Below are 24,550 nucleotides of genomic sequence, written 5' to 3' on the forward strand. Positions count from 1 at the left end.
CAGGAGGGCAAAATGAGCGCCAAGAAAAGCAAGCCCCGGGGATTGGGTCGCGGATTGTCCGCTCTGATGGCGGATGTCACGCCCGAAGGAGAAGGGCGCGTATCTGCCACGCCGCGCCGTCCTGATCTGAATGTACCCATCGAAAAGCTGAAAGCGAACCCCAATCAGCCGCGCCGGACGTTCTCGCAAGATCAATTGGACGATCTGGCGGCTTCGATCAAAGAAAAGGGCATCATCCAACCTTTGATCGTGCGTGCGATTAACGACAGCGAGTATGAAATCGTAGCGGGTGAGCGCCGCTGGCGCGCGGCACAAATGGCTCAGCTGCATGAAATTCCAGTCATCGTGCGCGAGTTCGATGATACCGAGGTGCTGGAAGTCGCCATTATCGAAAATATCCAGCGCGCCGATCTGAATGCGGTGGAAGAGGCCGCGGGTTATCGGCAGTTGATGGACAAGTTTGGCCATACGCAAGAGAAGCTGTCCGAGGCTTTGGGCAAAAGCCGCAGCCACATTGCAAACCTGATGCGTTTGCTGTCCTTGCCTATGGATGTGCAGGCACTGGTGGTCGACGGGAAATTGTCTGCCGGTCATGCAAGAGCGCTTGTTACGGCTGAAAACGCGTCCGAACTTGCCAAACAGATCGTTAAAGACGGATTATCTGTTCGGGCGACTGAAAATCTGGTGAAAAAGCAGAACCAACCGAATGATCCGAAGGTAACCCCTCGCACACGAAACCTGAATGCGGGAAAAGATGCGGATACGCGCGCGCTTGAGAAAGATCTGTCGGCTATATTGGCAATGAAGGTTTCGATCAACCATAAGGCTGGTGGAGAAAGCGGGCAGGTGGTTCTGACCTATGAAAACCTGGATCAGTTGGATGATCTGTGCGCCAAGCTTAGCCGCTAGGCCTGGTCCAGATAAAGATCATAACTCCGGCTAACGTAATCGCCTGAATGACCAGGACATGTGTCGGTACAGATAGCAAAACCGAAAAACCGAAAACGGCGGCGACAGACAGGGTCGCCGCCTTTTTTGCAGCTGGGCGAATGGCGCCGGATTGCTGCCAGTCCACTATCATCGGGCCAAAGGTTTTGTGGGTGATGAGCCAAGTGTGCAGCCGCGTCGAGGATCTGGCAAAAAAGAATGCCGCCAAGAGCAGAAAGGGTACCGTCGGCAGCAGCGGTAGAACCACCCCGATCATCGCCAGTGCAACGCAGAAAAGTCCAAGTGCGGCCCAAAGATAATGCATCCGTCAATCCAGCAGCTCTCGGATAACCGCGTTCAATACAGCGCGCCCATCCGGCGTGGCCATCAAGCGCCCATCTTGACACTGAACCATGCCGATCTGGGTAAGGTGGTCCAGCTTGTCTTGGGGCAGAAAACATCCGGACAGTGCGCAGTATCTCTCTATATCTAGTCCTTCTGCAATGCGTAGACCCATCATAAGGTATTCTTGAGCCTGTTCTTGACGTGTCACCTCGGTACGAACTGTCTCGCCATTGCCATTGGCTGCGGCACCCAACCAGCGTTGAGGGGCAAGATGCGTTTCGGTTGCGAATTTCTGACCATTTAAGGTGATCCGCCCATGCGCACCGGGACCGATGCCGACATAGTCGCCATAGCGCCAATAGATCAGGTTGTGCTGCGACTCGGCACCGGGCCTTGCGTGGTTGGACACCTCATAGGCGGGCAGCCCGTGAGTTTCGCAGATCTCTTGCGTGGCCAGATACATATCGGCGGCGCTGTCATCTTCGGGCAATCCGCGCAGTTGGCCCAACGCATAGCGATCTCCAAAGGCAGTGCCTTGTTCGATCGTTAACTGATAAAGCGACAGGTGATCGACGGCCATCGACAGCGCTTCGGTCAATTCCGCGCGCCACGCGTCCAGAGTTTGGTGTTGGCGCGCATAGATCAGGTCGAAACTGACACGGTCAAAACAAGATCGGGCTATGTCGAACGCGGCACGCGCCTCGGTGACCGTATGAATGCGGCCCAACCGGCGCAGGTCGTCGTCGTTCAGCGCCTGAACGCCCATGGAAATGCGGTTCACACCTGCATCGCGATAGGCGGCGAACCTGCCTGCCTCAACCGAGCCGGGATTCGCTTCCAGCGTGATTTCCATGTTGTTGGCGGGGCGCCACAGCGCACGCGCCGTATCAATGACGGCAGAGACGGTCTCGGGGGCCATCAGCGACGGTGTGCCACCGCCGAAAAAGATCGTGTTCAAGACCCTATCGGGTGTTTCACCGGCAGAGCGGCGCAATTCGCTTAGATAGCAGTCAAGCCATTGTTTTTGATCAATATTTCTTGAAACATAGCTGTTGAAATCGCAATAGGGGCATTTGGCCTCGCAAAAAGGCCAATGCACATACAGGCCAAAGCCCCCGTTGCGCCAATCATCCGCCAAAGCAGCCTTTCACGAACATCTCCACCGCGCGGCCCCGGTGGCTGATCTTGTTCTTTTCCCAGCGATCCATTTCCGCAAAGGTAATTGTGTGGCCTTCGGGGACAAACATTGGATCATAGCCGAACCCGCCTTCGCCGCGCACGGGCCAGACCAGATGGCCGGGTGCAACGCCTTCGAACACTTCGTCATGCCCGTCAGGCCAGGCCAGAACCAAAGTGCTGCGGAACTGAGCGGTGCGCGGGTGAGGGGCGTTTTTCGCCTCGAGCTCAGTATGGGCGCGGGTCATTGCCATCATGAAGTCACGACCATTGCCGGTTTCGGCCCAATCGGCGGTATAGACGCCGGGCGCACCGTCCAACGCGTCGATGGTGATCCCGGAATCATCCGAAAGCGCGGGTAGGCCCGTGGCTTTGGATGCGGCATGAGCCTTGATCCGGGCGTTGCCGACAAAGGTATCCTCGGTCTCTTCCGGTTCGGGCAGGTTCATGTCAGCCGCGCCCACCACGGTCACACCGAAGGGTTGCAGCAGGTGCGCGACCTCTTCCAGCTTGCCTTTGTTGTGCGTGGCGACCAGCAGGCGGTCGCCCTCGAACTTGCGGGTCATGCGGTCGCGGCTTTCTGGGCTGCGGCCAGCTCACCGACGCCTTTTTCCGCCAGATCCATCAACTGATCCATCTGCGTGCGGCTAAAGACAGAGCCTTCAGCGCTCATCTGTACTTCGATCAGCTTGCCTGACCCGGTCATGATGAAATTGCCGTCCACGCCGGCCTCGCTGTCTTCAGGATAGTCAAGATCCAGCACCGGCTGGCCCGCATAGATGCCACAGGATACGGCGGCCACCGGATCAACCAGCGGGTCCGAGATCACGTCGCCCGCCTTCATCAGCTTGTTCACGGCCAGACGCAGTGCGACCCAGCCCCCGGTAATCGAGGCGCAGCGGGTGCCGCCATCGGCCTGGATCACGTCACAGTCGACGGTGATCTGACGCTCGCCCAGGGCCACGCGGTCGACACCGGCGCGCAGGGCACGGCCAATAAGGCGCTGGATTTCTACGGTACGGCCGCCTTGCTTGCCGCTAGCCGCCTCGCGCCGCATCCGGGTGTTGGTTGCGCGGGGCAGCATACCGTATTCAGCGGTAATCCAACCCAGACCCGAGCCCTTGATGAATGGCGGTACGCGTTCCTCGATCGTGGCGGTGCACAGCACATGGGTGTCGCCCATCTTGATCAGGCAAGACCCTTCGGCATGTTTGGTAAAACCCGTTTCGATTGAAACGGCGCGCATTTCGTTTAGATCACGTCCTGAGGGTCGCATGGGAATTCCTTTGTTTGCTGGGTTGGGGATACCGCCCTGCAGCGTTACGATGCAACCCCGATTGACCTTTCCATGGCCTGCTATTTAATGACCACCCAGCAGGAGATTGCCGATGAGCGACGCGAGCAAAATTCTGGATGAGATGAATGACCGGTCCCGTGAGGTGTTCCGGTTGATTGTCGAAAGCTATCTGGACAGTGGTGAGCCGGTGGGCAGCCGCACGTTGACGCGCACTCTGTCAGAAAAAGTCAGTGCTGCGACCGTGCGCAATGTGATGCAGGATCTGGAATTTCTGGGCCTGCTCGACAGCCCGCATGTCAGTGCAGGCCGGATTCCGACCCAGCAGGGGTTGCGTATGTTTGTCGACGGGCTGCTTGAGGTGGGCGATCTGGGGCCTGATGACAGGCAGAAACTGGATGAGACATTAGGCTCTAACGCTGGCGATGTCGGTGGCATGCTGGACCGTGTAGGTTCGGCTTTGTCAAATGTGACACAGGGCGCATCACTGGTTTTGACGCCCAAGCATGAGGCTGAGATCAAACATATCGAATTCGTCTCATTGGGTCATGACCGCGCCTTGGTGGTTCTGGTCTTTTCTGATGGTCACGTTGAAAATCGCCTGTTCACACCACCGCCCGGGCAAACGCCAAGTTCGATGCGGGAAGCCGCGAATTTCCTGAACGCGTTGATCGAAGGGCGCACACTTGGCGATGTGCGGCGTCAAATGCAAAGCCAGATCGACGCGCGCAAGCAGGAAATTGATGTTTTGGCGCGGGAAATGGTCGAGAGCGGCATGGCCGCCTGGGAAGGGGATGGCACCGACTCGGCCCGGTTGATTGTCCGCGGGCGGGCGAATCTTCTGGGTGAATCGGGTGAGGCCGAAGAACTGGACCGCATTCGCACACTGTTTGATGATCTGGAACGCAAGCGCGACATCGCGGAATTCCTTGAATTGACCGAGGATGGCGAAGGTGTGCGCATTTTTATCGGCTCTGAGAACAAACTTTTCTCACTTTCGGGTTCCTCTTTGGTGGTGTCTCCATATATGAACGCTGATCGTAAGATAATTGGTGCGGTTGGGGTCATCGGGCCCACTCGTCTGAACTATGGGCGGATCGTGCCAATCGTGGATTATACGGCGCAACTGGTCGGCAAGCTGATATCCGACCGGAGCTAGAGGGTAAGAGATGGCAGAACCCAAGAACGAAGATTTTCTGGATGACATCATGTCGGCCGAGGCGGAAGAGCTGGCGGATGAGATGGCTGAGATCAGCGACGAAGCGCTGGAGCTGGATGAGCTGCGTGCCGAGCGGGATGATTATAAAGACAAGTTCATGCGTGCCTTGGCGGATGCCGAGAACGCGCGCAAACGCGGCGACAAGGCGCGCCGCGATGCGGAACAATATGGCGGGTCAAAACTGGCGCGCGATATGCTGCCGGTTTACGACAATATGAAGCGCGCCCTGGAGGCCGCGACAGATGAACAGAGAGAAGTCGCTGCGGGTCTGATCGAAGGGGTCGAACTGACCATGCGGGCCTTGAAGGATGTGTTCCAGAAACACGGGATCGAGGTGATCACGCCTGAAGTCGGTGACCGGTTTGATCCCAACGTGCATGAGGCGATGTTTGAGGCTCCGGTGCCGGGGACTAAGGCTGGCGACATCATTCAAGTATCTGCCGAAGGGTTCATGCTGCACGACCGTTTGCTACGACCAGCGCAGGTTGGGGTGTCTTCAACACCAGCAAGTTGATTGGCCTCTGCGAGGCCAAGCCTCCGGCGGAGGTATTTTTGAACAGAAGAAGGGTCGGTCAGGATTTGGCCGCCTCTTTCAGTTTGTAGATCAGGTCAAGCGCTTCGCGGGGGCTGAGCTCATCCGGCAGGATGTCGTTGAGCATGTCTGTGACCGGTGACGTTTTTTTGGGCGCAGGTGGCGGCGGCGGAGCGGCCGAAAAGAGCGGGAGGTCATCGATCAACGCTTTTTGTTTGCCGCCTTCACGTTCGGTTTTTTCCAGTTGCTCAAGGACAACGCGGGCGCGGTCGACGACAGAGGCGGGCAGGCCGGCCAGCTGTGCGACCTGAACGCCATAAGACCGGTCGGCGGCGCCTTTGTGGACCTCGTGCAGGAAGATGACCTCACCTTCCCATTCCTTGACCGCGACGGTGGCGTTGTCGACACCTTCGAGATTACCGGCGAGAGCGGTGAGTTCGTGATAATGCGTGGCAAACAGGGCGCGGCAGGTGTTGGCGGCGTGCAGATGTTCCAGCGTGGCCCAGGCGATGGACAGACCGTCATAGGTGGCTGTGCCGCGCCCGATTTCATCCAGGATGACCAAGGCGTGCGCATCGGCCTGATTCAGGATTGCTGCGGTTTCGACCATTTCGACCATGAAGGTCGAGCGACCGCGGGCCAGATCGTCGGAGGCGCCGACACGGCTGAAAAGCTGGCTAACCAAACCAATATGCGCGCGTTCAGCGGGAACATAGCTGCCCATCTGAGCCAGAAGCGCAATCAGGGCATTCTGGCGTAGAAACGTGGATTTACCAGCCATGTTGGGGCCGGTCAGAAGCCAGATCGCGGCGCCGTCTTCCGCGCTGAGGTCGCAGTCATTCGCGATGAACGCGTCGCCGCTTTGGTGACGCAGGGCGTGTTCGACAACCGGGTGACGACCACCCTGAATGTCGAAGGCGCGCGATGCGTCGACCTGTGGGCGGCACCAGTTTTCGCCACGCGCCAGATCGGCGAGCGCTGTGGTCAGGTCAAGCTCCGCCAAGCCTCGGGCGGCTTGGTTGAGGCGGGCGGCGAGACTCAAAATCTCATCAGAAAGCCTTTGACAGAGCCGTTTTTCGATCTCCAGCGCCAGATTACCAGCGTTCAGGATGCGGGTTTCGATCTCGGACAGTTCAACCGTGGTAAAACGCACTTGATTGGCGGTGGTTTGGCGGTGGATATAGGTTTCGCTGAACGGGGGGCTCAGCATCTTTTCGGCATGGGTGGCTGTAGTTTCGATGAAATAGCCCAGCACATTGTTGTGCTTGATCTTCAGTGAGGCGATACCGGTCTGTTCGGCATATTTCTGCTGGAACCCGGCGATGACCGAGCGGCCTTCGTCGCGCAGGGTGCGGGCTTCGTCCAGTTCTTCATCAAAGCCAGTGGCGATGAAACCACCATCTCGGGCCAGCAAGGGGGGTTCGGCAACCAATGCGTCATCTAAAAGCTGCAGAAGGTTGTTAAACCCGACAAGGTTTTGCACCGCTGATTTCAACAAATCCGGCAGGTCTTGGGAGGCGCAAAGATCGGCAAGTGTCGCGGCCTGATTCAACCCATTGCGGATTGCCGCCAGATCGCGCGGCCCACCGCGATCCAGCGACAGGCGGGACAGGGCGCGGTCGAGATCCGGGGTTTTGCGCAGAGCTTCGCGCAGATCTGAGGTGATCAGGCTGTCTTCGACGGCAAAACTCACCGCATCCAGCCGGGCGTGGATCACATCAAGGCTGCGCGAGGGGCTTGAGAGCCGTTGTTCCAGCAGTCGCGCACCGCCGGGTGTCACTGTGCGGTCAACAACGGACAAGAGCGATCCGGCGCGACCACCAGACAGAGATCGGGTGAGTTCAAGGTTGCGCCGGGTTGCGGTGTCGATCTGAACCACGCGGTCTGCAGATTCCTTTGTCGGAGGTTGCAGAAGCGGCAGTTTGCCCTTTTGCGTGATCTCAAGATAGTCGATCAGGGCCCCCATGGCCGAGACCTCGGCACGGGTAAAGCTTCCAAACGCGTCCAGTGCTCCAGTTTTGAACAGCGCACAGATGCGTTTTTCGGCGGCGGTGCTGTCGAAACTGGCGCGGCCGATCGGGGTCAGCGAGATGCCCAGGTCGCGGGCGGGTTCCTGCAAGGCCTGCGCGGATCCATCAGCAATGATCAACTCGGACGGTGCCAGCCGGGCGAGTTCGGGGCTGAGCCGCACCGAGGTCAGCGGCATGACATGAAACGCACCGGTCGAGATATCGGCCCAGGCCAGCGCGGCCTCATCCCGAACCTCGGAATAGGTGGCGAGAAAGTTGTGACGGCGCGCCTCAAGCAATGCGTCTTCGGTCAGTGTGCCGGGGGTCACCAATCGCACAACATCGCGCTTTACTACTGCTTTAGAGCCTCTTTTCTTGGCCTCGGCCGGACTTTCCATCTGTTCGCAGACTGCCACGCGAAAGCCTTTGCGAATGAGTGTCAGCAAATACCCTTCGGCAGCATGAACCGGCACACCGCACATCGGAATGTCGGTGCCGTTGTGTTTGCCGCGCTTGGTCAGCGCGATATCCAGCGCCTCGGCTGCGTTGACCGCATCGTCAAAGAACATCTCATAGAAGTCGCCCATGCGATAAAACAGCAGAGCGTCGGAATGGGCCTCTTTGATCTCAAGGTATTGCGCCATCATCGGCGTGACTGTGGACAAGGCGGCCCCCTTCTGGCGTGTTCCGGGCGTGACCTTACAAATCCCCCTCGTGCGACGAAAGGCGAAAACGCAATGTCGTTGAGGCGCAGCCTCGCCTGCGTTATGACGCGTAAGCCCTGAACTCATGGAAACGACCTGAAAAGATGCCCAAAGCGAAGATCACCAAAGAAGAGGCGCTGGCCTTTCACCTGGACCCGACCCCCGGCAAATGGGAGGTGCAGGCCACCGTTCCCATGACCACGCAGCGCGATCTGTCTTTGGCATACAGCCCCGGCGTGGCGGTTCCGTGTGAGGCCATCGCCGAAGCGCCCGAGACGGCTTATGACTATACCAACAAGGGCAATCTGGTCGCCGTGATCTCGAACGGGACGGCGGTTCTGGGTCTTGGCAACCTTGGTGCGCTGGGCTCGAAGCCGGTGATGGAAGGGAAATCGGTTCTGTTCAAGCGGTTTGCTGACGTGAATTCGATTGATATCGAGCTGGACACCGAAGACCCGGATGAGTTCTGCCGCGCAGTGCGCCTGATGGGGCCGACCTTTGGCGGGATCAACCTGGAAGACATCAAGGCGCCCGAATGTTTCATCATCGAACAGCGTCTGAAGGAAGAGATGGATATCCCTGTCTTCCATGATGATCAGCACGGCACGGCAGTGATCTGTGCCGCGGGCCTGATCAATGCGCTGCATATTTCGGGCAAGAAGATCGAGGACGTGAAAATCGTCCTGAACGGAGCTGGCGCTGCGGGGATTGCCTGTATCGAACTGCTCAAGGCGATGGGTGCGCGGCACGAGAATTGCATCGTCTGTGACACCAAGGGTGTGATCTATCAGGGTCGGACGGAGGGTATGAACCAGTGGAAGTCAGCCCATGCGATTTCCACGGATCTGCGCACGCTAGAAGACGCGATGAAGGATGCCGACGTGTTCCTGGGCGTCTCGGTCAAAGGGGCCGTGACGCAGGACATGGTTGCTTCGATGGCGGACAATCCGGTGATCTTCGCCATGGCCAACCCGGATCCCGAGATTACGCCGGAAGAGGCCCATGAGGTGCGCGTGGATGCAATCGTCGCCACCGGGCGCAGCGACTATCCCAACCAGGTGAACAACGTTCTGGGTTTTCCCTACTTGTTCCGAGGGGCGCTGGATATCCATGCCCGCGCCATCAATGACGAGATGAAGATTGCCTGCGCGCATGCGCTGGCCCGTCTGGCGCGCGAGGATGTGCCGGATGAGGTTGCCATGGCCTATGGCAAGTCGCTGACCTTTGGCCGCGATTACATCATTCCCACCCCGTTCGACCCGCGCTTGATCCACCGGATCCCGCCCGCTGTCGCCAAGGCCGGGATGGACACGGGTGCAGCCCGACGCCCGATCATCGATATGGACGCCTATGAGCTGAGCTTGAAATCCCGGATGGATCCAACCGCCAGCATCCTGCGCGGTCTAAACGCGCGGGCGCGTCAGGCCCAAAGCCGGATGATCTTTGCCGAAGGTGACGATCCCCGCGTATTGCGTGCGGCTGTGATGTATCAGCGCTCGGGTTTTGGCAAAGCTCTGGTGGTCGGTCGACAGGATGACGTGAAGGAGAAGCTGGAAGAGGCCGGTTTGGGCGATGCTGTGCGCGAGCTTGAGGTGGTGAACGCGGCCAATACCCTGCATCTCGATGCCTACAAAGACTTTTTGTACCAGCGACTGCAACGCAAAGGTTTCGACCACAAAGACATTCACCGCCTGGCGGCCCGCGACCGGCATGTGTTCTCATCCCTGATGCTGGCGCATGGCCATGGTGATGGGCTGGTAACAGGGGCCACTCGCAAGTCGGCGCATGTTTTGGACCGCATCAATCATGTGTTTGACGCCGACGCCGCGCATGGGGCCGCTGGGGTAACGGCCTTGTTGCATAAGGGTCGGATTGTCCTGATCGGTGACACGCTTGTGCATGAATGGCCGGATGAGAATGATCTGGCCAATATCGCCGAACGCTCTGCTGCCGTCGCCCGCCATATGGGGCTTGAGCCGCGAGTGGCCTTTGTCAGTTTCTCGACCTTCGGCTATCCGGTGTCCGAGCGTGCGGAAAAGATGCATCGTGCGCCAACAGTTCTGGACCAGCGGGGCGTGGATTTCGAATATGAAGGCGAAATGACCGTGGATGTGGCTTTGAACGTTGAACAGCAGGCCAGCTATCCGTTCTCGCGCCTGACCGGTCCGGCCAATATCTTGATCGTGCCCGCGCGCCATTCGGCCAGCATTTCGACAAAGCTGATGCAGGAAATGGGTGGCGCAACCGTGATCGGCCCGATCCTGTCGGGTGTCGACAAGCCCATTCAGATCTGTTCGACCGTTTCGACCGCTAATGACATCCTGAACATGGCCATTCTGGCCTCCTGCGATATTGGGTAAGACATGGCGATCTGGAACCTCGGCTCGATCAACGCAGACATGGTCTATGACGTGCCGCATCTTCCCGGTGCGGGTGAAACGCTGGCCGCCGATGGGCTAAGCCGGTTTCTGGGCGGTAAAGGGGCCAATATGTCGGTGGCCGCCGCACGGGCCGGAGCGCGGGTGGCGCATATCGGGGCGGTTGGGCCTGATGGGCGCTGGGCTTTGGACAGGCTGACTGAATACGGAATTGATACGCGTTTCATTGCCGAGGTTGAGGTGCCGACCGGTCATGCCATTATCGCCGTGGACAAGGCGGGGGAGAACAACATCATCCTGTTTCAAGGGGCCAACCACGCCATTTCCAACGCGCAGCTGGGTCAGGCCCTTTCGGTGGCCGAGGCCGGAGACGTTCTGGTCATGCAGAACGAAACCAACGCACAGCTTGAGGCTGCAAAAATGGGCCGCGATCTGGGTCTGACTGTATGTTACGCAGCCGCGCCCTTTGATGCAGATGCGGTCCAGGCGGTGTTGCCGATGCTGGACTTTCTGATTCTGAATCAGGTTGAGGCGGATCAGCTGCAAGCGGCAACTGGACTTACGGTTTCAGATCTGCCGGTCGAACATGTGGTTGTGACTTTGGGTTCTAAGGGCGCCAGGTATGTCCAGAAAGACCATGAGCCGGTCGATTTCGCGGCCCATAAGGTTCAGGCCGTCGATACAACGGGCGCCGGGGATACGTTTACGGGCTATGTGCTGGCGGGGATGGATCGCGGAATGCCCATGGAACAGGCAATCCAACAAGCAAATCGTGCCGCGGCCCTGATGGTCACGCGGCACGGGACTGCTGATGTCATTCCCGATCTGAAAGAGGTTCGGGAAGCGCGGTTCGATTAGGACCCGACGAAAGGTGCGTCGCTGCCCCACAATTGTTGAACACGGGCGTCACGACCGCACGCTTTGCGATAGGCTTTGTAGGCGTTGGCCTGACGTTTGGGGCCAAAGCGGGTGATGACCAGCTTTTTGCCTTTGTAGTAATCCTGATGGTAGGCCTCTGCGGGGTAGAACGTGCTTTCGTTCAGGATCGGTGTGACAACCGTCTGCCCAAGCGCGGCCTGCGCGTTGGCTTTGGCTTGTTGCGCAAGTGCTTTTTCGCCTGCATCAGAGACGAATATTGCGGTACGATAGCTGTCGCCACGATCACAGAACTGACCGCCTGCATCGGTGGGGTCGACCGAGCGGAAGAACATGTTCAGCAGGGTTTCACGTGACACACGGGCCGGATCAAAGGTGATCTGCACTGCCTCGTAATGACCTGTGCCTCCTTTGCTGACCTGGTCATATGTCGGATTGGCTGCGGATCCGCCAGTAAATCCCGAAACGGCTTCGATCACACCGGGCACCGATTCAAAATCTGATTCAACGCACCAGAAACATCCGCCAGCAACCGTTAGCGTTTCGGTTCCGGCAGCCGGCGCAGGAGCCGCACGCAGAAGCGCGGCCAGCGTCAGCAGGGTAAACAAGAGGGCAGGTTTGACGTAGTCGAGGTAAGCAATCCGGGTCATGTCAGGTCTCCTTCTGAGATCAGGGTGACCCGAGATTGCGCCGCGTGCAATCACCTGAAATCGATTGTCACGGGGTGGTGAGACGAGTTTATCAGACGTTCAACGGAACGACCCGAAAGCAGAACGGCGGCAAAGGCACAGGCAAAGATGCCGGTGCCTTTGCGTTGCGCTTATTTCGACAGGCGTTTGTCGCGCGCCGCCAGCAGTTTCAGGCGCAGCGCGTTCAGCTGAATGAAGCCTGCCGCGTCTTTCTGGTCATAGGCCCCGGCGTCTTCTTCAAAGGTCACATGCGCCTCGGAATAGAGCGAGTGATCCGACCAGCGGCCCACGGTTGAGGCGAGACCTTTGTACAGTTTCACGCGAACGGTGCCGGTGACATGTTCTTGCGAGCGGTCGATGGCGGCTTGCAGCATCTCGCGTTCGGGCGAGTACCAGAAACCGTTATAGATCAGCTCGGCATATTGCGGCATCAGCTGGTCTTTCAGATGCATTGCGCCACGGTCCATGGTGATCGACTCGATCCCGCGATGGGCTTCCAGCAGGATGGTGCCGCCCGGCGTTTCATAGATACCGCGCGATTTCATGCCCACAAACCGGCCTTCGACCAGATCGAGACGGCCAATGCCGTGTTTGCCGCCATATTCATTCAGCTTAGTCAGGATCGTCGCTGGGCTCATCGCCTCGCCATTGATGCTGATCGCGTCGCCCTTTTCAAAGCCGATCTCGATGAACTCGGGCTCGTTCGGGGCGTCCTCGGGGTGGACGGTGCGCTGATAGACATAATCGGGCGCCATATCCGCGGGGTCTTCCAGAACCTTGCCCTCGGACGAGGTGTGCAGCAGGTTGGCATCGACCGAGAACGGGGCCTCACCGCGTTTGTCCTTGGCAATCGGGATCTGGTTCGCCTCGGCAAATTCCAGCAGCTTGGTCCGGCTGGACAGGTCCCACTCACGCCACGGTGCGATAACTTTGATGTCGGGGTTCAGCGCATAGGCTGCCAGTTCGAACCGCACCTGATCATTGCCCTTGCCGGTCGCCCCATGGGCCACCGCATCTGCGCCGGTTTCGGCGGCAATCTCGACCAGACGTTTTGAGATCAGGGGACGCGCGATGGACGTACCCAACAGGTACAGCCCCTCATATTGCGCGTTGGCGCGGAACATCGGGAAGACAAAATCGCGGACGAATTCCTCGCGGATGTCCTCAATATAGATGTTTTCCGGCTTGATCCCCAGCAGCTCGGCCTTTTTGCGCGCGGGCTCAAGCTCTTCTCCCTGACCCAGATCGGCGGTGAAGGTCACAACTTCACAGCCATACTCGGTCTGCAACCATTTCAGAATGATCGAGGTATCAAGGCCACCGGAATAGGCCAGAACAACTTTCTTGGGCGCGGACATCTGACTTCCCTTTATGCGTAGATCGACTGGCCCCTAACGGGTTTTGCACGCAGGGGCAAGCTGTGTGCGTTGACGTATGGAAGGATTTGGGGTGAAACGAGGAGATAGTGAACAAGGATTGGTTGAAAGGGCTTGAGTTTGTTAGGCTATAGAATTTTTAAACATGCCGTTTTGATGCTCTTGGACAACATATCGGTCGCTTTAAGGTTAAGTGTCTTTCCGTTTCTTGCTTTGGGCGTGGCTTGCTATCTCCTTGCTTTGTATCCGGCGGGAGTTTTGACAGAAACGGATACCGATAATGTTTCATCGATATCGGGTGCATTTGCACTTGGTATTCTGACGCTCGTAGTACTCTATTTGATCACTCTTGTTTGGGTGGCCGTAGGTTGGCATCGTTATGTGCTTCAGAACATCGAACCGAATCTAGCATGGCCTGTCTGGAACAGTGATCGAATGTGGGCGTATGCCGGAGCATTCCTCAGGATAATTCCGTTGAGCATTCTGCTTTGTTTTGTTGCTCTTCTGCTTTTCATAATACCTGCAGCCATTTTTAACGGAGGCGATGTGTCGACCGATGACGGCACGTTTTTTTGGCTTTTTGCTTAGTGTCGTCGTCACATACGTATCGATGAGACTTTCACTCGTGCTTCCGGCTGCGGCGGTCGGAGAATATATGAGAGTTCCGGATTCGTGGAGCAAAACTAAAGAATTCTCTAGACCAATCTTTGTTTCGGCACTTTGTGTAGGGGTTCTTACCGCAATTCCTAACTTGCTGCTTCTGACGCCGCTTGCGCCGATTTTTGGCGGTTTTGTCTATTTTATGGTTGCTAAGTGGTTTCTGCTTATGCTGGGCATAAGCATATAGACAGCGCTCTACGGTTTTATTGTTGAAAACCGCGAGCTACGCTGACCACCCGTACACATATGTATTCCTTGCCCTTTCAGCGGTGATCGGGCAGGGAAACCGGCATGACTGATTTCATGACCCGTGCCCGTGCCGCCGAACAGGCGATGCGCTCTGTGTTTCCAGCAACGCCGTTGCAGCGCAATGCGCATTTGTCTGATCGGTATGGTGCTGATATCTGGCTGAAACGCGAAGACCTCAGCCCGGTGCGGTCCTACAAGATCCGGGGCGCGTTCAATGCAATGCGCAAGCAGCAGGGGCAAGAGCTGTTCGTTTGCGCCAGCGCAGGCAATCACGCGCAAGGTGTGGCGTTCATGTGCAAGCATCTGGATGTGCGGGGCGTGATTTTCATGCCTGTGACCACACCGCAGCAGAAAATCCAGAAAACGCGCATCTTTGGCGGCGACAATATCGAGATCCACCTGACCGGTGACTATTTCGACGACACTCTGGCCGCGGCGCAAGCGTGGTGCACCCAGCAGGGCGGGCATTTCCTGTCGCCGTTCGACGATGCGGATGTGATTGAAGGCCAGGCCTCTTTGGCGGTTGAGATTGAAGAGCAATTGGGCCAGGCGCCTGACCATCTGTTGCTGCCTGTGGGCGGCGGCGGCATGTCGGCGGGCGTGGCGACATGGTTCGGAGACCGCGCGCATTGCTTGTTCGTGGAACCTGCCGGCGGAGCCTGCTTGCGCGCGGCTCTGGCCACCGGGCATCCCGTGTCGCTGGATCACGTTAACAATTTCGTCGATGGTGCAGCGGTTGGCCGGATCGGCGCGCAACCGTTTGAGCTGCTCAAATCGCGGCATCTGTCGGATGTGCTGGTTCTGTCCGAAGATCGTATTTGTGCCACGATGATCGAAATGCTGAATGTCGAGGGGATTGTTCTGGAGCCAGCCGGAGCTTTGGCCATTGAAGCGCTGGGCGATATCCAAAGCTTTATCCGGGGCAAAACCATAGTCTGCGTCACCTCGGGCGGGAATTTCGATTTTGAACGTCTGCCCGAGGTCAAGGAACGTGCACAGCGGTATTCGGGGGTGAAGAAGTATTTCATTCTGCGCCTGCCGCAGCGTCCGGGCGCGTTGAAAGAGTTTTTGAACATTCTGGGCCCCGAAGACGACATCGCCCGGTTCGAATATATGAAGAAATCAGCCCGCAACTTTGGCTCGGTCCTGATCGGGATCGAAACCAGAAGGCCCGAGAATTTTGCCCGGCTGTTTGCCCATCTTGACGACGCCGGGTTTACCTATACCGATATCACCGATGACGAGACCCTGGCGCAATTCGTGATCTAGTGCAGGTGCTCAGCCAAGCCGGACAGGAAGATCGATTTGGACTGATCATAGGTCTTTAAGATCTCAGCCAGATCAATCTGTCCGGCTTCCCCGGCTGCCGCACGCCGCTCGCCATCCTGACACAGTTTGGAGAACTGATTGAACCCAAGGCTGAGTGCGCTGCCTTTCAGGAAATGCAGGTTCTGCTCGATCTGGGTACGGTTTTTATCCTTGTTCAGTCGTTCAATCGCTTCTTGCACCTCGTCCAAGAAAATCTCGACAACTTCGGCGAATTCTTCTGCGCCAACCTCGTCGCGCAATTGTTTGACCCTGGGCCAGTGAATCATGCTGCACCTCCGCCTTACTGCGGGTGATAACCGTTTGCGGGTAAACACCGCGTTAAGTTGTGCGTTTCACAAGATATTAAGGCTCGTTCGCCTAGTTTGATGTCGTTTGTGTTGATCAAGGATTCTCAGGTGCTTCCAGCCAGTCAAACCGAAGCCGGTGTTTCGCCGAACTTTGGTGCGATTCAAAAGGTCATGATTGTGGACGACAGCCGTCTGCAGCGCCGTATTCTGGCGGCCTCCCTCAAGAAGTGGGGGTTTGTTGTTCTGGAAGCGGACAGCGGTGAAAACGCTTTGACACTGTGTCAAAGAGATCTGCCGGATCTGGTTCTGAGCGATTGGGTGATGCCTGGCATGAGCGGGTTGGAGTTTTGTGAGAAGTTCCGCGCTCTGGACAGTCATCAATACAGCTATTTCATATTGCTGACCTCAAAAAGCGAAAAGCAGGAGGTTGCGCGTGGATTAGATGCAGGGGCTGACGATTTTCTGATCAAACCGCTTGAGGCGGATGAGCTGCGGGCGCGTATTTCGGCGGGTGCGCGCATTCTGGGCATGCAGCGTGAATTGTCGCAAAAAAATGCAATGATCGAAGCTGCCTTGGACGAGCTGAAGGTTGCGCATGATGCGATTGACAAGGATCTGATGCAGGCGCGCAAAATTCAGGAGTCGCTGGTGCCCGAGCTTTCGCGGCGATTTGGAAAGTCGCAACTGAGCTTGCTGCTGAAACCCTGCGGACATATTGGAGGCGATTTGGTGGGGATGTTTTCCCCAAGCGCCAATCGCATCGGCTTTTACAGCATCGATGTGTCGGGCCATGGCATCACATCCGCGATGATGACAGCGCGGCTGGGGGGCTACCTATCCAGCAAGTATTTCGATCAGAACATCGCGATGGTCAAACATTACGACAAGTTCTACGCTCTGCTACCTCCCGAAGAGGTTGCCGAAAATTTGAATGCCCGGCTGCTGGCAGATACCGGCATCGAAGAGTATTTTACGGTGGTCTATGCCGTTGTCGATTTGCGCAATGGTCACCTGAAGATGGTTCAAGCCGGTCACCCCCATCCCCTGATGTTGCGACAGGATGGCAGAGCCGAGTTTTTGGGGGAAGGCGGCCTGCCGATCGGCTTGTTGCCGAATGCACAATTTGAGCAGATCGAAACCTACATGCGTCCCGGAGATCGGTTGCTGCTCTATTCGGATGGTTTTGCCGAATGTCGTCTGACCGACGGAAGCTTGCTGGATGAAGACGGGTTGGAATCCCTTGCGCTGGATTGTGCCCAAGGACGCGGCGGCGCTGAGTTCCTTGATGATATGTTCTGGCGCCTGACCCAAAAGAGGCATCCAAGTGATGGTATGGATGACGATGTCTCGGCTGTATTCTTTGAATATGAGGGGCCTTAGCTGACCCTCAGAATTTGTGCTGCAAAGAAGCGGTCACCGGGGTTACCCAAATGTTCCAGCGCATCGGGAATGTCCATCCAGCGGGCTTCGTGGAACTCTTCGGTTGGTGGGCCTTTGGGCCTGATGGGACGAGCGGTGTAAATCGTACAGAGCTTTTCGGCCCAAAGGTCGTATTCGGGCATGTAGGTAAAGCGGCGAAAAGCGCCAACGCGCCGGGGGGCCGCGATCAGCCAGCCGGTTTCTTCGTAAACCTCGCGATGCAGGGCCGTGATCGGTGATTCCCCTGGATCAACCCCACCTCCGGGCAATTGTAATTCCGGTCTTTCGCCATCGTCATACCAGGTCACCAACACCGACCGGCCCCGCGGTAGCAAAGCATAGACGCCAGGGCGGCGCGTGTATCTCCGCTGGGGATCAGGGCTTTCACCGAACCGTCTGATCATGTATGGCCCCTTTCAACCGACTGTCTTCGACCTATATGGTGGCGGTATGCCAACCTGTGGCGTGTAAGGAAACCCCATGTCTCTTGGAACAAAAATCGCGTGGGACGACACCGTCCTGCCCTTTCAACTTGATCTTTCCGACATGCGCGGCCGCGTAGCGCGGCTGGATGGTGTGTTGGACGGTATCCTGAAACAGCACGACTATCCCGATGTGGTCGAGGCTCTGGTGGCCGAGATGGCCCTGCTGACCGCATTGATCGGCCAGACCGTTTCGCTGCGTTGGAAGCTGTCGCTGCAAGTACAGTCCAAAGGGGCTGTGCGCATGATTGCGACCGACTATTACGCGCCGCAGGAGGAAGGCGAGCCCGCGAGAATCCGCGCATATGCCAGTTTCGACCGTGATCGCCTGACCAACAGCGCCCCGTTTGATCAGGTGGGCGAGGGCTATTTCGCGATCATGATCGACCAGGGCGAAGGCACGCAGCCTTATCAGGGGATCACTCCGCTGGCCGGCGGTTCGCTCAGCGCCTGCGCCGAGGCGTATTTCGCGCAGTCCGAACAATTGCCTACGCGGTTTTCGTTGAGCTTTGGCAAATCTACCAAACCGGGTGTTGGTGAACATTGGCGGGCTGGAGGCGTAATGCTTCAGCATATGCCCAAAGCCTCACCCTTTGCGGCGTCGGCAGAAGGTAGTGGTGATATCCTTACCGCGGCGGATCTGGTTGATGGAGAAGAGGGCGAGAATTGGGGCCGGGTCAATATCCTGCTGGATACGGTCGAAGATCTGGAACTAATCGGCCCTTCGGTTGCGCCAACAGACTTGCTGGTGCGTTTGTTCCACGAGGAACAGCCGCGCGTTTATGATGCGCAGCAAGTGCAGTTCGGCTGTACCTGCTCCGAAGACCGCGTGCGCCAAAGCCTGTCGATCTACTCGGCGCGGGATATCGAGAAGATGACCACCGAAGATGGCAAGGTCACTGCAGATTGCCAGTTCTGCGGCGCTCATTATGTGCTGGACCCCAGTACCGTTGGGTTTGAGGCTGAAGATTCGGACCGTGGCTGACACGATTGCCCTTTTGCAGGCGGCACTGGGCCGAACCGGCTCGGGGTCCAGTGACTTTGATCTGAACCCCGATGTCGTTCTGCCCACCGGGCGCAAATTGCGTCCTGCGGGTGTGTTAGTGCCTGTTTCCGTTGCAAACGGGGCAGCGCAACTGATCCTGACCAAACGGTCTTCGGCCTTGAAACACCATCCCGGGCAAATCGCGTTTCCGGGTGGCAAGAAGGACGAAGGGGACATCGATGTTACGGCTACAGCCCTGCGCGAGGCGCGGGAAGAGATCGGACTGCCCTTAGACCTGCCAAAGGTTCTGGGCCATTTGCCAACACATGAGACAGTGACCGCCTTCACCGTGACACCCGTTGTGGCCGTGCTGGAGAGTGACTTCAAACCTGTACCAGAGCCCGGCGAAGTGGACGAAGTCTTTTCAGTGCCTCTTGCACATATTCTGAACCCGGCGAATTATGTGATCGAGTCGCGCCGTTGGCGGGGGCAGAGACGGTATTATTTCGCCGTCCCCTATGGTCCCTATTATATTTGGGGCGCGACAGCGCGTATTTTGCGTGGATTGGCAGCACGGGTACATGAATGAAGCGGATCACCGAAGACTGGATCACGGCTGAGGCCACGCAAAAGGTCTGTGCCGCGCTCACCGATGATGGGGCACAGGCGCTCTTTGTTGGCGGCTGCGTGCGCAATGCACTGCTGGGGGTTCCAGTCTCGGATATCGACATTTCCACCGACGCACGCCCCGAACGGGTGATGACCCTGGCCGAACAGGCCGGGCTAAAGGCGATCCCAACGGGGATCGAGCATGGGACGATCACGGTGGTCAGCCACGGCCTTCCGCACGAAATCACCACGTTTCGCCGTGACGTCGAAACCGATGGCCGCCGCGCGGTTGTGGCCTTTTCAGACAAGGTGGAAGAAGACGCGGCGCGACGGGATTTCACTATGAACGCGCTTTATGCGCAGCCAGACGGTACGATCCTTGACCCGTTGAATGGGTTGCCCGACCTTCAGGCCCGCCATGTTCGCTTTATCGGCGACGCGCAGGCGCGTATCCGCGAGGATTATCTGCGGTCGTTGCGGTTTTTCCGGTTTCACGCGTGGTATGGCGATGCCGAAGCCGGGTTCGACCCGGATGCGCTCGCGGCTATTTCCTCGAATTTGGATGGGCTTGCCGGGTTGTCCCGTGAGCGGGTCGGTGCCGAACTGCTGAAACTGCTTGGCGCACCCGATCCGGGGCCGTCCGTTGCGACCATGCGTCAGACCGGTGTTTTGACGCATCTGCTGCCCGGTGCCGAAGACCGAGCTTTACCGATTCTGATCAAACTCGAACAAGATGCCGGGGCCACACCGGATCCGATCCGTCGGTTGGCGGCCATCGCTTCGACGGACGTGGCCCAGACCCTTCGGTTAAGCAAGGCGCAGCTTCAACGGCAAGCCCGGATGCGAGAGGAATCTACCGGAACGGCGGGAATTGCCGAGCTTGGGTTTCGCTATGGTGCAGAAGGTGGCTTGCATGAAACCCTGCTGCGCTGCGCCTTTCTGGAGCAGCCCTGGGACGACCAGTTCAAGACCCAGCTGCAAGCAGGTGCAAAAGCCAGTTTTCCCATCAAAGCTAAAGACTTGATCCCTGATTTCTCGGGGCCCGCGCTGGGCAAAAAACTGGCCGAGCTGGAGGCCCGCTGGATCGCCTCGGGCTTTACGCTTTCACGCCAGGAATTGCTGGCGAGTTAGATAAAGTCTCAAAAGGGGATGACAAATCAGATCTTTTGTGTCTAGTCTGCGCCTGTCTCAATCTTGGAGGGAGGAATGCGAATGTATTACGGGATCTCGTTCGGCTAAGGCCCTGAACACTTGACCCGTAGGGTGGTGTTCTTGCGCCATCTTTTTCGCATGTCTGTCTATTTGCTCAATTGGAGCACTCTCCATGTTTCGCTATTTCGAAAACCTTGTTGACCCTTTTGTCACCTATGAAGAAACGGATACGCCGCCAACGCGGTTGTGGCCCTTCATGCTGGATTACACTCGGCCTTTCTTCCGCGTCTTTTTCTGGGCGGGGCTGATCTCGGTTGTTGTGGCTGCGGTCGAGGTTGGCCTGATCTATTACATGGGTCGCGTCGTTGACCTGCTGTCGGGGCCACCTGCCGAAGTCTGGCAGGCCCACGGGACCGAACTGCTGTTGATGGCGGTGTTTGTCCTGTTGCTGCGGCCTTTGTTGCACATCGTGGATGTGTTGCTGCTGAACAATGCAATTCTGCCGAATATCGGCACGATCTTCCGTTGGCGCGCCCATAAGCACGTTTTGCGTCAGTCTGTTGGCTGGTTCGAAAACGATTTTGCGGGTCGTATCGCCAACCGGATCATGCAGACACCGCCCGCAGCGGGCGAGGCTGTGTTTCAGGTCTTTGACGCGATCTCGTTTTCGCTGGCCTATCTGGTAGGTGCGGCGATCTTATTGATGGCGGCGGACCCAAGGCTGCTGTTGCCCCTCGTGATCTGGCTTGGTCTTTACGCCGTTTTGGTGCGGTGGACGGTCCAGCGGGTTGGGCCTGCGTCAAAGGCAGCCTCGGACGCGCGATCGGCTGTGACCGGGCGCGTTGTGGACAGCTATACCAACATTCATTCGGTCAAGATGTTTGCCCATGCGGATCAAGAGCTGGATTATGCACGCGAAGCCATCGAGGAAACGCGGCGCACCTTTCAGGTTGAGATGCGTATCTTCACCATCATGGATGCGGCTTTGGTCACGTTGAACGGGGTGCTGATCGTGGGTGTTGTCGGCTGGGCGATTGCGCTGTGGATGCAGGGCAGTGCTTCTGTGGGCGTTGTTGCGGCGGCCACGGCGCTGACCTTGCGGCTGAACGCGATGACCGGTTGGATCATGTGGGCGCTGACCAGTTTCTTCCGACAGCTTGGCGTTGTGGCCGAGGGGATGGAGACGATTGCGCAGCCTATCAAACTGCTGGACTCCCCTGCGGCCAAACCTTTGCAGCTGACCGAAGGGCGGATCGAAATCCGTGATCTTTCGCATCACTATGGGCGCAAGACCGGTGGTCTGGATCATGTGAATATTGCGATTCAGCCTGGTGAAAAGATTGGACTGATCGGGCGTTCAGGGGCCGGGAAATCGACCCTGGTAAAGCTGCTTTTGCGCTTTTACGACGTTGAGAGCGGGGCGATCCTGATAGACGGCCAGGATATCGCAACGGTCACGCAAGACAGTTTGCGCAGCCGGATCGGCATGGTTCAGCAAGACAGCGCCTTGCTGCACCGTTCGGTGCGGGACAACATCCTTTATGGTCGGCCCGAGGCCACCGAAGACCAGATAATCCAGGCTGCGAAACAGGCCGAAGCGCATGAGTTCATCTTGGATCTACAAGATCCGCAGGGGCGTACCGGTTATGATGCGCATGTGGGCGAACGCGGTGTGAAACTCAGCGGAGGTCAGCGGCAGCGGGTGACGCTGGCGCGGGTGATCCTGAAGGACGCGCCGATCCTGTTGTTGGACGAGGCGACATCTGCCCTAGATTCCGAGGTCGAAGCCTCGATTCAGGAGACGCTCTACGGCATGATGCAAGGCAAGACAGTGATCGCGATTGCCCACCGGCTGAGCACGATCGCGCAGATGGATCGGATTTTGGTCATGGATGGCGGACGGATTGTGGAGGAGGGCGCCCATGCAGACCTGTTGGCGCAGGGCGGGCTCTATGCGCAGTTCTGGGCGCGGCAATCCGGTGGCTTTATGAACCCTGAGGCCGCTGAATGAGGTTTTCGGATTTCATAGACCCGTTCAAAAAGACAGAAACGCCCCCGCCGCAAACGCTGGGGGCGTTTATCCGCTGGTGCCTGAGCGGTGCCTGGCCAATGATCTTTATCGCGGCGTTCTTTTCGGCAGCGGCTGGTGCTTTGGAGGCCGGCACAGCCTGGATGCTGGGCCTTGTGATCGATCTCGCCGTTTCCGGTGGTCGTGAGGGCTTTTTGACCGCAAGCAACATCTGGATGATCGTCGGGGTGGCCGCGTTTTTCATGCTGCTGCGCCCGATCCTGTTTGGTATTTCGGCTTTTACCAATGGCTACATGTTGATGCCCAATATCCCCACATTGGTTCTAGCCCGCTTGAACCGCTGGACCTTGGGCCAATCGGTGACCTTTTTCGACGATGATTTCGCGGGACGCATCGCGCAAAAGCAAATGCAGACCTCAAACGCCTTGGCATCGGTCGTGTCGGAAACCATCAGCGCGATTGTGTTTGCCATGGCGTCGCTTGTGGGTTCTTTGCTTTTGTTAGGGTCGATTCATCCTCTTGTTGTTCTGCCTTTCATGGCCTGGCTAGTGGTCTATGCGCTGTTGATACGTTGGTATCTGCCAAGGATCCGGCAACGGTCCGCTGCGCGCGCGGGTGCCCGGGCGATGGTATCGGGGCAGGTGGTGGATACGATCACCAATATCAAAACCGTCAAACTGTTTGCCCACGGGTCGTTCGAGGAAAACGCCGCCCAGAATTCCCTGGTCGATTTTCGTGAGAAGATGCTGGCCTTCGGTAAGCTGTCGGCCAGTTTCCGGTTCTTTCTGATGGCTCTGGCCGGTGTTTTGCCGGTGCTGTTGTTGGGTGCTACATTGTGGTTGTGGCAAGCAGGCAATGCCACGGCGGGTGACATCGTGGCTGCCGGGGCTGTGTCTATCCGGATCGCGCAGATGACGGGCTGGGTCAGTTTCGTGCTGATGGGGCTCTATTCCAATGTCGGTGAAATCGAAAACGGTATGATCACCCTGACAAAGCGCGACCGAGTCGTGGATAAACCCGGTGCGCAAGACCTGAGCGTTCCTGCCGGCGGCATTAGTTTCGACGATGTCACCTTTGCCTATGGGCGCGATATCGGAGGTGTCAGCGCCTTGAACCTGAAGGTCGCACCCGGTGAAAAGCTGGGTATTGTTGGTGCGTCGGGGGCGGGAAAGTCAACGCTCGTGTCGCTGCTTCTGAGGCTCTATGACAGGGAAAAAGGCGCGATTCTGATCGATGATCAGGATATCGGTCATGTCACACAAGACAGTCTGCGCAGCCAGATCGGTATGGTCACCCAAGAAACGGCGATGTTCAATCGTTCGGCACGTGACAATATCCTCTACGGCAATCCCAATGCATCAGAAGAACAGCTAATCTCTGCTGCACAAAAGGCCGAAGCGCATGAGTTCATCCAGAGCCTTAGGGATGGTCAGGACCGCACCGGCTATGACGCGCATTTGGGCGAACGGGGCGTCAAGCTAAGCGGCGGTCAGCGTCAGCGGATCGCGCTTGCGCGTGCCATCCTGAAGGACGCGCCTATTCTGGTTCTGGACGAGGCGACTTCGGCGCTGGATTCCGAGGTTGAGGCCTCGATCCAATCAGCCTTGCAGCGGGTGATGGAAGGTAAAACCGTTCTGGCGATTGCGCACCGTCTGTCGACGCTCAGCGAGATGGACAGGATCATAGTGTTGGATCAGGGACGCATCGTGGAAAGCGGGCCGCATGATGTGTTGCTTGCACAAGGCGGGCTCTATGCGCGGTTCTGGCATCGTCAATCTGGCGGATTTATTCAGACCGAAGCTGCGGAATAAGGGTTTTTTTACC

The 24,550-nt window shown here is 57.6% G+C and carries 22 protein-coding genes; 13 read left to right on the forward strand and 9 right to left on the reverse strand.

The features are described from left to right. The first annotated feature begins 12 nt into the window (after nucleotides 1-12). On the forward strand, nucleotides 13-909 hold the full coding sequence (locus GOV38_RS05945) for a ParB/RepB/Spo0J family partition protein (RefSeq protein ID WP_171208439.1): 897 nt from the start codon (nucleotides 13-15) through the stop codon (nucleotides 907-909). On the opposite strand, the gene GOV38_RS05950 is transcribed toward GOV38_RS05945, so the two are convergent. Genes GOV38_RS05950 through rph form a run of 4 tightly spaced genes read right to left on the reverse strand, consistent with a single transcriptional unit; the run spans nucleotide 899 to nucleotide 3,724 of the window. Further along, a complete protein-coding gene (locus tag GOV38_RS05950) occupies nucleotides 899-1,252 on the reverse strand; it encodes a YbaN family protein (protein ID WP_171208440.1) in 354 nt (117 codons plus the stop codon). The two genes, GOV38_RS05945 and GOV38_RS05950, sit on opposite strands and share 11 nt — an antisense overlap. 3 nt (nucleotides 1,253-1,255) lie before the next feature. Continuing rightward, entirely contained in the window at nucleotides 1,256-2,410 is a 1,155-nt protein-coding gene (hemW, locus tag GOV38_RS05955; protein WP_171208441.1) for a radical SAM family heme chaperone HemW, read from the reverse strand. Beyond that, the gene (rdgB, locus tag GOV38_RS05960) at nucleotides 2,400-3,014 is read right to left on the reverse strand and encodes an RdgB/HAM1 family non-canonical purine NTP pyrophosphatase (RefSeq protein ID WP_171208442.1); all 615 of its coding nucleotides are present in this window, start codon (nucleotides 3,012-3,014) and stop codon (nucleotides 2,400-2,402) included. Before rdgB ends, hemW begins: the two co-directional genes overlap by 11 nt. Then, a complete protein-coding gene (rph, locus tag GOV38_RS05965; protein ID WP_171208443.1) occupies nucleotides 3,011-3,724 on the reverse strand; it encodes a ribonuclease PH in 714 nt (237 codons plus the stop codon). Before rph ends, rdgB begins: the two co-directional genes overlap by 4 nt. A gap of 112 nt (nucleotides 3,725-3,836) precedes the next feature. Here rph and hrcA point away from each other — a divergent pair, with 112 nt between their 5' ends. Together hrcA and GOV38_RS05975 are read left to right on the forward strand one after the other, a co-directional pair. Continuing rightward, the gene (gene hrcA, locus GOV38_RS05970) at nucleotides 3,837-4,901 is read left to right on the forward strand and encodes a heat-inducible transcriptional repressor HrcA (protein ID WP_171208444.1); all 1,065 of its coding nucleotides are present in this window, start codon (nucleotides 3,837-3,839) and stop codon (nucleotides 4,899-4,901) included. Between the two features lie 10 nt (nucleotides 4,902-4,911). Then, on the forward strand, nucleotides 4,912-5,475 hold the full coding sequence (locus tag GOV38_RS05975; RefSeq protein WP_171208445.1) for a nucleotide exchange factor GrpE: 564 nt from the start codon (nucleotides 4,912-4,914) through the stop codon (nucleotides 5,473-5,475). 58 nt (nucleotides 5,476-5,533) lie between these two features. Here the strand turns inward: GOV38_RS05975 and mutS are convergent, their stop codons facing one another. Then, nucleotides 5,534-8,149, reverse strand: a complete 2,616-nt coding sequence (gene mutS / locus GOV38_RS05980) for a DNA mismatch repair protein MutS (protein ID WP_171208740.1) — start codon at nucleotides 8,147-8,149, stop codon at nucleotides 5,534-5,536. 161 nt (nucleotides 8,150-8,310) lie between these two features. Here mutS and GOV38_RS05985 point away from each other — a divergent pair, with 161 nt between their 5' ends. After that, nucleotides 8,311-10,566: an NADP-dependent malic enzyme gene (locus GOV38_RS05985; RefSeq protein WP_171208446.1), complete on the forward strand. Its 2,256-nt coding sequence runs from the start codon at nucleotides 8,311-8,313 to the stop codon at nucleotides 10,564-10,566. A 3-nt stretch (nucleotides 10,567-10,569) separates the two neighbouring features. Continuing rightward, nucleotides 10,570-11,442: a ribokinase gene (locus tag GOV38_RS05990; RefSeq protein ID WP_171208447.1), complete on the forward strand. Its 873-nt coding sequence runs from the start codon at nucleotides 10,570-10,572 to the stop codon at nucleotides 11,440-11,442. Here the strand turns inward: GOV38_RS05990 and msrA are convergent. Continuing rightward, nucleotides 11,439-12,110, reverse strand: coding sequence for a peptide-methionine (S)-S-oxide reductase MsrA (msrA, locus tag GOV38_RS05995; protein ID WP_171208448.1), 672 nt, complete (start codon nucleotides 12,108-12,110; stop codon nucleotides 11,439-11,441). The genes GOV38_RS05990 and msrA overlap by 4 nt on opposite strands. Before the next feature lie 170 nt (nucleotides 12,111-12,280). Continuing rightward, complete coding sequence (locus GOV38_RS06000; protein WP_171208449.1) at nucleotides 12,281-13,507, reverse strand: argininosuccinate synthase; 1,227 nt, start codon at nucleotides 13,505-13,507, stop codon at nucleotides 12,281-12,283. Nucleotides 13,508-13,639: 132 nt separating this feature from the next. Between GOV38_RS06000 and GOV38_RS06005 the strand changes: the two genes are divergently transcribed. Continuing rightward, nucleotides 13,640-14,113 carry a hypothetical protein gene (locus tag GOV38_RS06005; protein WP_171208450.1) on the forward strand — a complete coding sequence of 158 codons (474 nt, stop codon included), beginning with the start codon at nucleotides 13,640-13,642 and terminating at the stop codon, nucleotides 14,111-14,113. 363 nt (nucleotides 14,114-14,476) lie between these two features. Beyond that, nucleotides 14,477-15,703 (forward strand): threonine ammonia-lyase IlvA, encoded by a 1,227-nt coding sequence (gene ilvA, locus GOV38_RS06010; protein WP_171208451.1) that lies wholly within the window; start codon nucleotides 14,477-14,479, stop codon nucleotides 15,701-15,703. Here the strand turns inward: ilvA and GOV38_RS06015 are convergent. Continuing rightward, nucleotides 15,700-16,029 (reverse strand): Hpt domain-containing protein, encoded by a 330-nt coding sequence (locus GOV38_RS06015; RefSeq protein ID WP_171208452.1) that lies wholly within the window; start codon nucleotides 16,027-16,029, stop codon nucleotides 15,700-15,702. The genes ilvA and GOV38_RS06015 overlap by 4 nt on opposite strands. 129 nt (nucleotides 16,030-16,158) lie before the next feature. On the opposite strand from GOV38_RS06015, the gene GOV38_RS06020 reads away from it, so the two are divergent. After that, entirely contained in the window at nucleotides 16,159-17,430 is a 1,272-nt protein-coding gene (locus tag GOV38_RS06020; RefSeq protein ID WP_371808507.1) for a PP2C family protein-serine/threonine phosphatase, read from the forward strand. On the opposite strand, the gene GOV38_RS06025 is transcribed toward GOV38_RS06020, so the two are convergent. Continuing rightward, nucleotides 17,427-17,873 carry an NUDIX hydrolase gene (locus tag GOV38_RS06025; protein ID WP_171208454.1) on the reverse strand — a complete coding sequence of 149 codons (447 nt, stop codon included), beginning with the start codon at nucleotides 17,871-17,873 and terminating at the stop codon, nucleotides 17,427-17,429. The genes GOV38_RS06020 and GOV38_RS06025 overlap by 4 nt on opposite strands. Before the next feature lie 76 nt (nucleotides 17,874-17,949). Between GOV38_RS06025 and GOV38_RS06030 the strand changes: the two genes are divergently transcribed. The 5 genes from GOV38_RS06030 (at nucleotide 17,950) to GOV38_RS06050 (ending at nucleotide 24,537) form a co-directional block, all read left to right on the forward strand. Further along, nucleotides 17,950-18,936: an Hsp33 family molecular chaperone HslO gene (locus tag GOV38_RS06030; RefSeq protein ID WP_171208455.1), complete on the forward strand. Its 987-nt coding sequence runs from the start codon at nucleotides 17,950-17,952 to the stop codon at nucleotides 18,934-18,936. Beyond that, nucleotides 18,881-19,525 carry a CoA pyrophosphatase gene (locus GOV38_RS06035; RefSeq protein WP_171208456.1) on the forward strand — a complete coding sequence of 215 codons (645 nt, stop codon included), beginning with the start codon at nucleotides 18,881-18,883 and terminating at the stop codon, nucleotides 19,523-19,525. The genes GOV38_RS06030 and GOV38_RS06035 overlap by 56 nt, the downstream gene beginning before the upstream one ends. Beyond that, on the forward strand, nucleotides 19,522-20,676 hold the full coding sequence (locus tag GOV38_RS06040) for a CCA tRNA nucleotidyltransferase (RefSeq protein ID WP_171208458.1): 1,155 nt from the start codon (nucleotides 19,522-19,524) through the stop codon (nucleotides 20,674-20,676). The genes GOV38_RS06035 and GOV38_RS06040 overlap by 4 nt, the downstream gene beginning before the upstream one ends. 193 nt (nucleotides 20,677-20,869) lie before the next feature. After that, nucleotides 20,870-22,708: an ABC transporter ATP-binding protein gene (locus tag GOV38_RS06045; protein WP_171208459.1), complete on the forward strand. Its 1,839-nt coding sequence runs from the start codon at nucleotides 20,870-20,872 to the stop codon at nucleotides 22,706-22,708. Beyond that, complete coding sequence (locus GOV38_RS06050) at nucleotides 22,705-24,537, forward strand: ABC transporter ATP-binding protein (protein ID WP_171208461.1); 1,833 nt, start codon at nucleotides 22,705-22,707, stop codon at nucleotides 24,535-24,537. Before GOV38_RS06045 ends, GOV38_RS06050 begins: the two co-directional genes overlap by 4 nt. The last annotated feature ends 13 nt before the right edge of the window (nucleotides 24,538-24,550 follow it).

The sequence above is a fragment of the Ruegeria sp. HKCCA5839 genome, from assembly GCF_013035585.1.
In the GTDB taxonomy this organism is placed as follows: domain Bacteria; phylum Pseudomonadota; class Alphaproteobacteria; order Rhodobacterales; family Rhodobacteraceae; genus Ruegeria.

Coding starts and splice junctions, on each gene's coding strand:
- GOV38_RS06035 (WP_171208456.1), top strand. CDS start 18,881: ATGTGCTGGACCCCAGTACCGTTGGGTTTGAGGCTGAAGATTCGGACC.
- rdgB (WP_171208442.1), bottom strand. CDS start 3,014: ATGACCCGCAAGTTCGAGGGCGACCGCCTGCTGGTCGCCACGCACAAC.
- GOV38_RS06050 (WP_171208461.1), top strand. CDS start 22,705: ATGAGGTTTTCGGATTTCATAGACCCGTTCAAAAAGACAGAAACGCCC.
- msrA (WP_171208448.1), bottom strand. CDS start 12,110: ATGACCCGGATTGCTTACCTCGACTACGTCAAACCTGCCCTCTTGTTT.
- mutS (WP_171208740.1), bottom strand. CDS start 8,149: ATGATGGCGCAATACCTTGAGATCAAAGAGGCCCATTCCGACGCTCTG.
- GOV38_RS05985 (WP_171208446.1), top strand. CDS start 8,311: ATGCCCAAAGCGAAGATCACCAAAGAAGAGGCGCTGGCCTTTCACCTG.
- GOV38_RS05990 (WP_171208447.1), top strand. CDS start 10,570: ATGGCGATCTGGAACCTCGGCTCGATCAACGCAGACATGGTCTATGAC.
- GOV38_RS06025 (WP_171208454.1), bottom strand. CDS start 17,873: ATGATCAGACGGTTCGGTGAAAGCCCTGATCCCCAGCGGAGATACACG.
- GOV38_RS05950 (WP_171208440.1), bottom strand. CDS start 1,252: ATGCATTATCTTTGGGCCGCACTTGGACTTTTCTGCGTTGCACTGGCG.
- GOV38_RS06015 (WP_171208452.1), bottom strand. CDS start 16,029: ATGATTCACTGGCCCAGGGTCAAACAATTGCGCGACGAGGTTGGCGCA.
- GOV38_RS06040 (WP_171208458.1), top strand. CDS start 19,522: ATGAAGCGGATCACCGAAGACTGGATCACGGCTGAGGCCACGCAAAAG.
- GOV38_RS05975 (WP_171208445.1), top strand. CDS start 4,912: ATGGCAGAACCCAAGAACGAAGATTTTCTGGATGACATCATGTCGGCC.
- ilvA (WP_171208451.1), top strand. CDS start 14,477: ATGACTGATTTCATGACCCGTGCCCGTGCCGCCGAACAGGCGATGCGC.
- GOV38_RS06045 (WP_171208459.1), top strand. CDS start 20,870: ATGTTTCGCTATTTCGAAAACCTTGTTGACCCTTTTGTCACCTATGAA.
- hrcA (WP_171208444.1), top strand. CDS start 3,837: ATGAGCGACGCGAGCAAAATTCTGGATGAGATGAATGACCGGTCCCGT.
- GOV38_RS06030 (WP_171208455.1), top strand. CDS start 17,950: ATGTCTCTTGGAACAAAAATCGCGTGGGACGACACCGTCCTGCCCTTT.
- GOV38_RS05945 (WP_171208439.1), top strand. CDS start 13: ATGAGCGCCAAGAAAAGCAAGCCCCGGGGATTGGGTCGCGGATTGTCC.
- rph (WP_171208443.1), bottom strand. CDS start 3,724: ATGCGACCCTCAGGACGTGATCTAAACGAAATGCGCGCCGTTTCAATC.
- GOV38_RS06000 (WP_171208449.1), bottom strand. CDS start 13,507: ATGTCCGCGCCCAAGAAAGTTGTTCTGGCCTATTCCGGTGGCCTTGAT.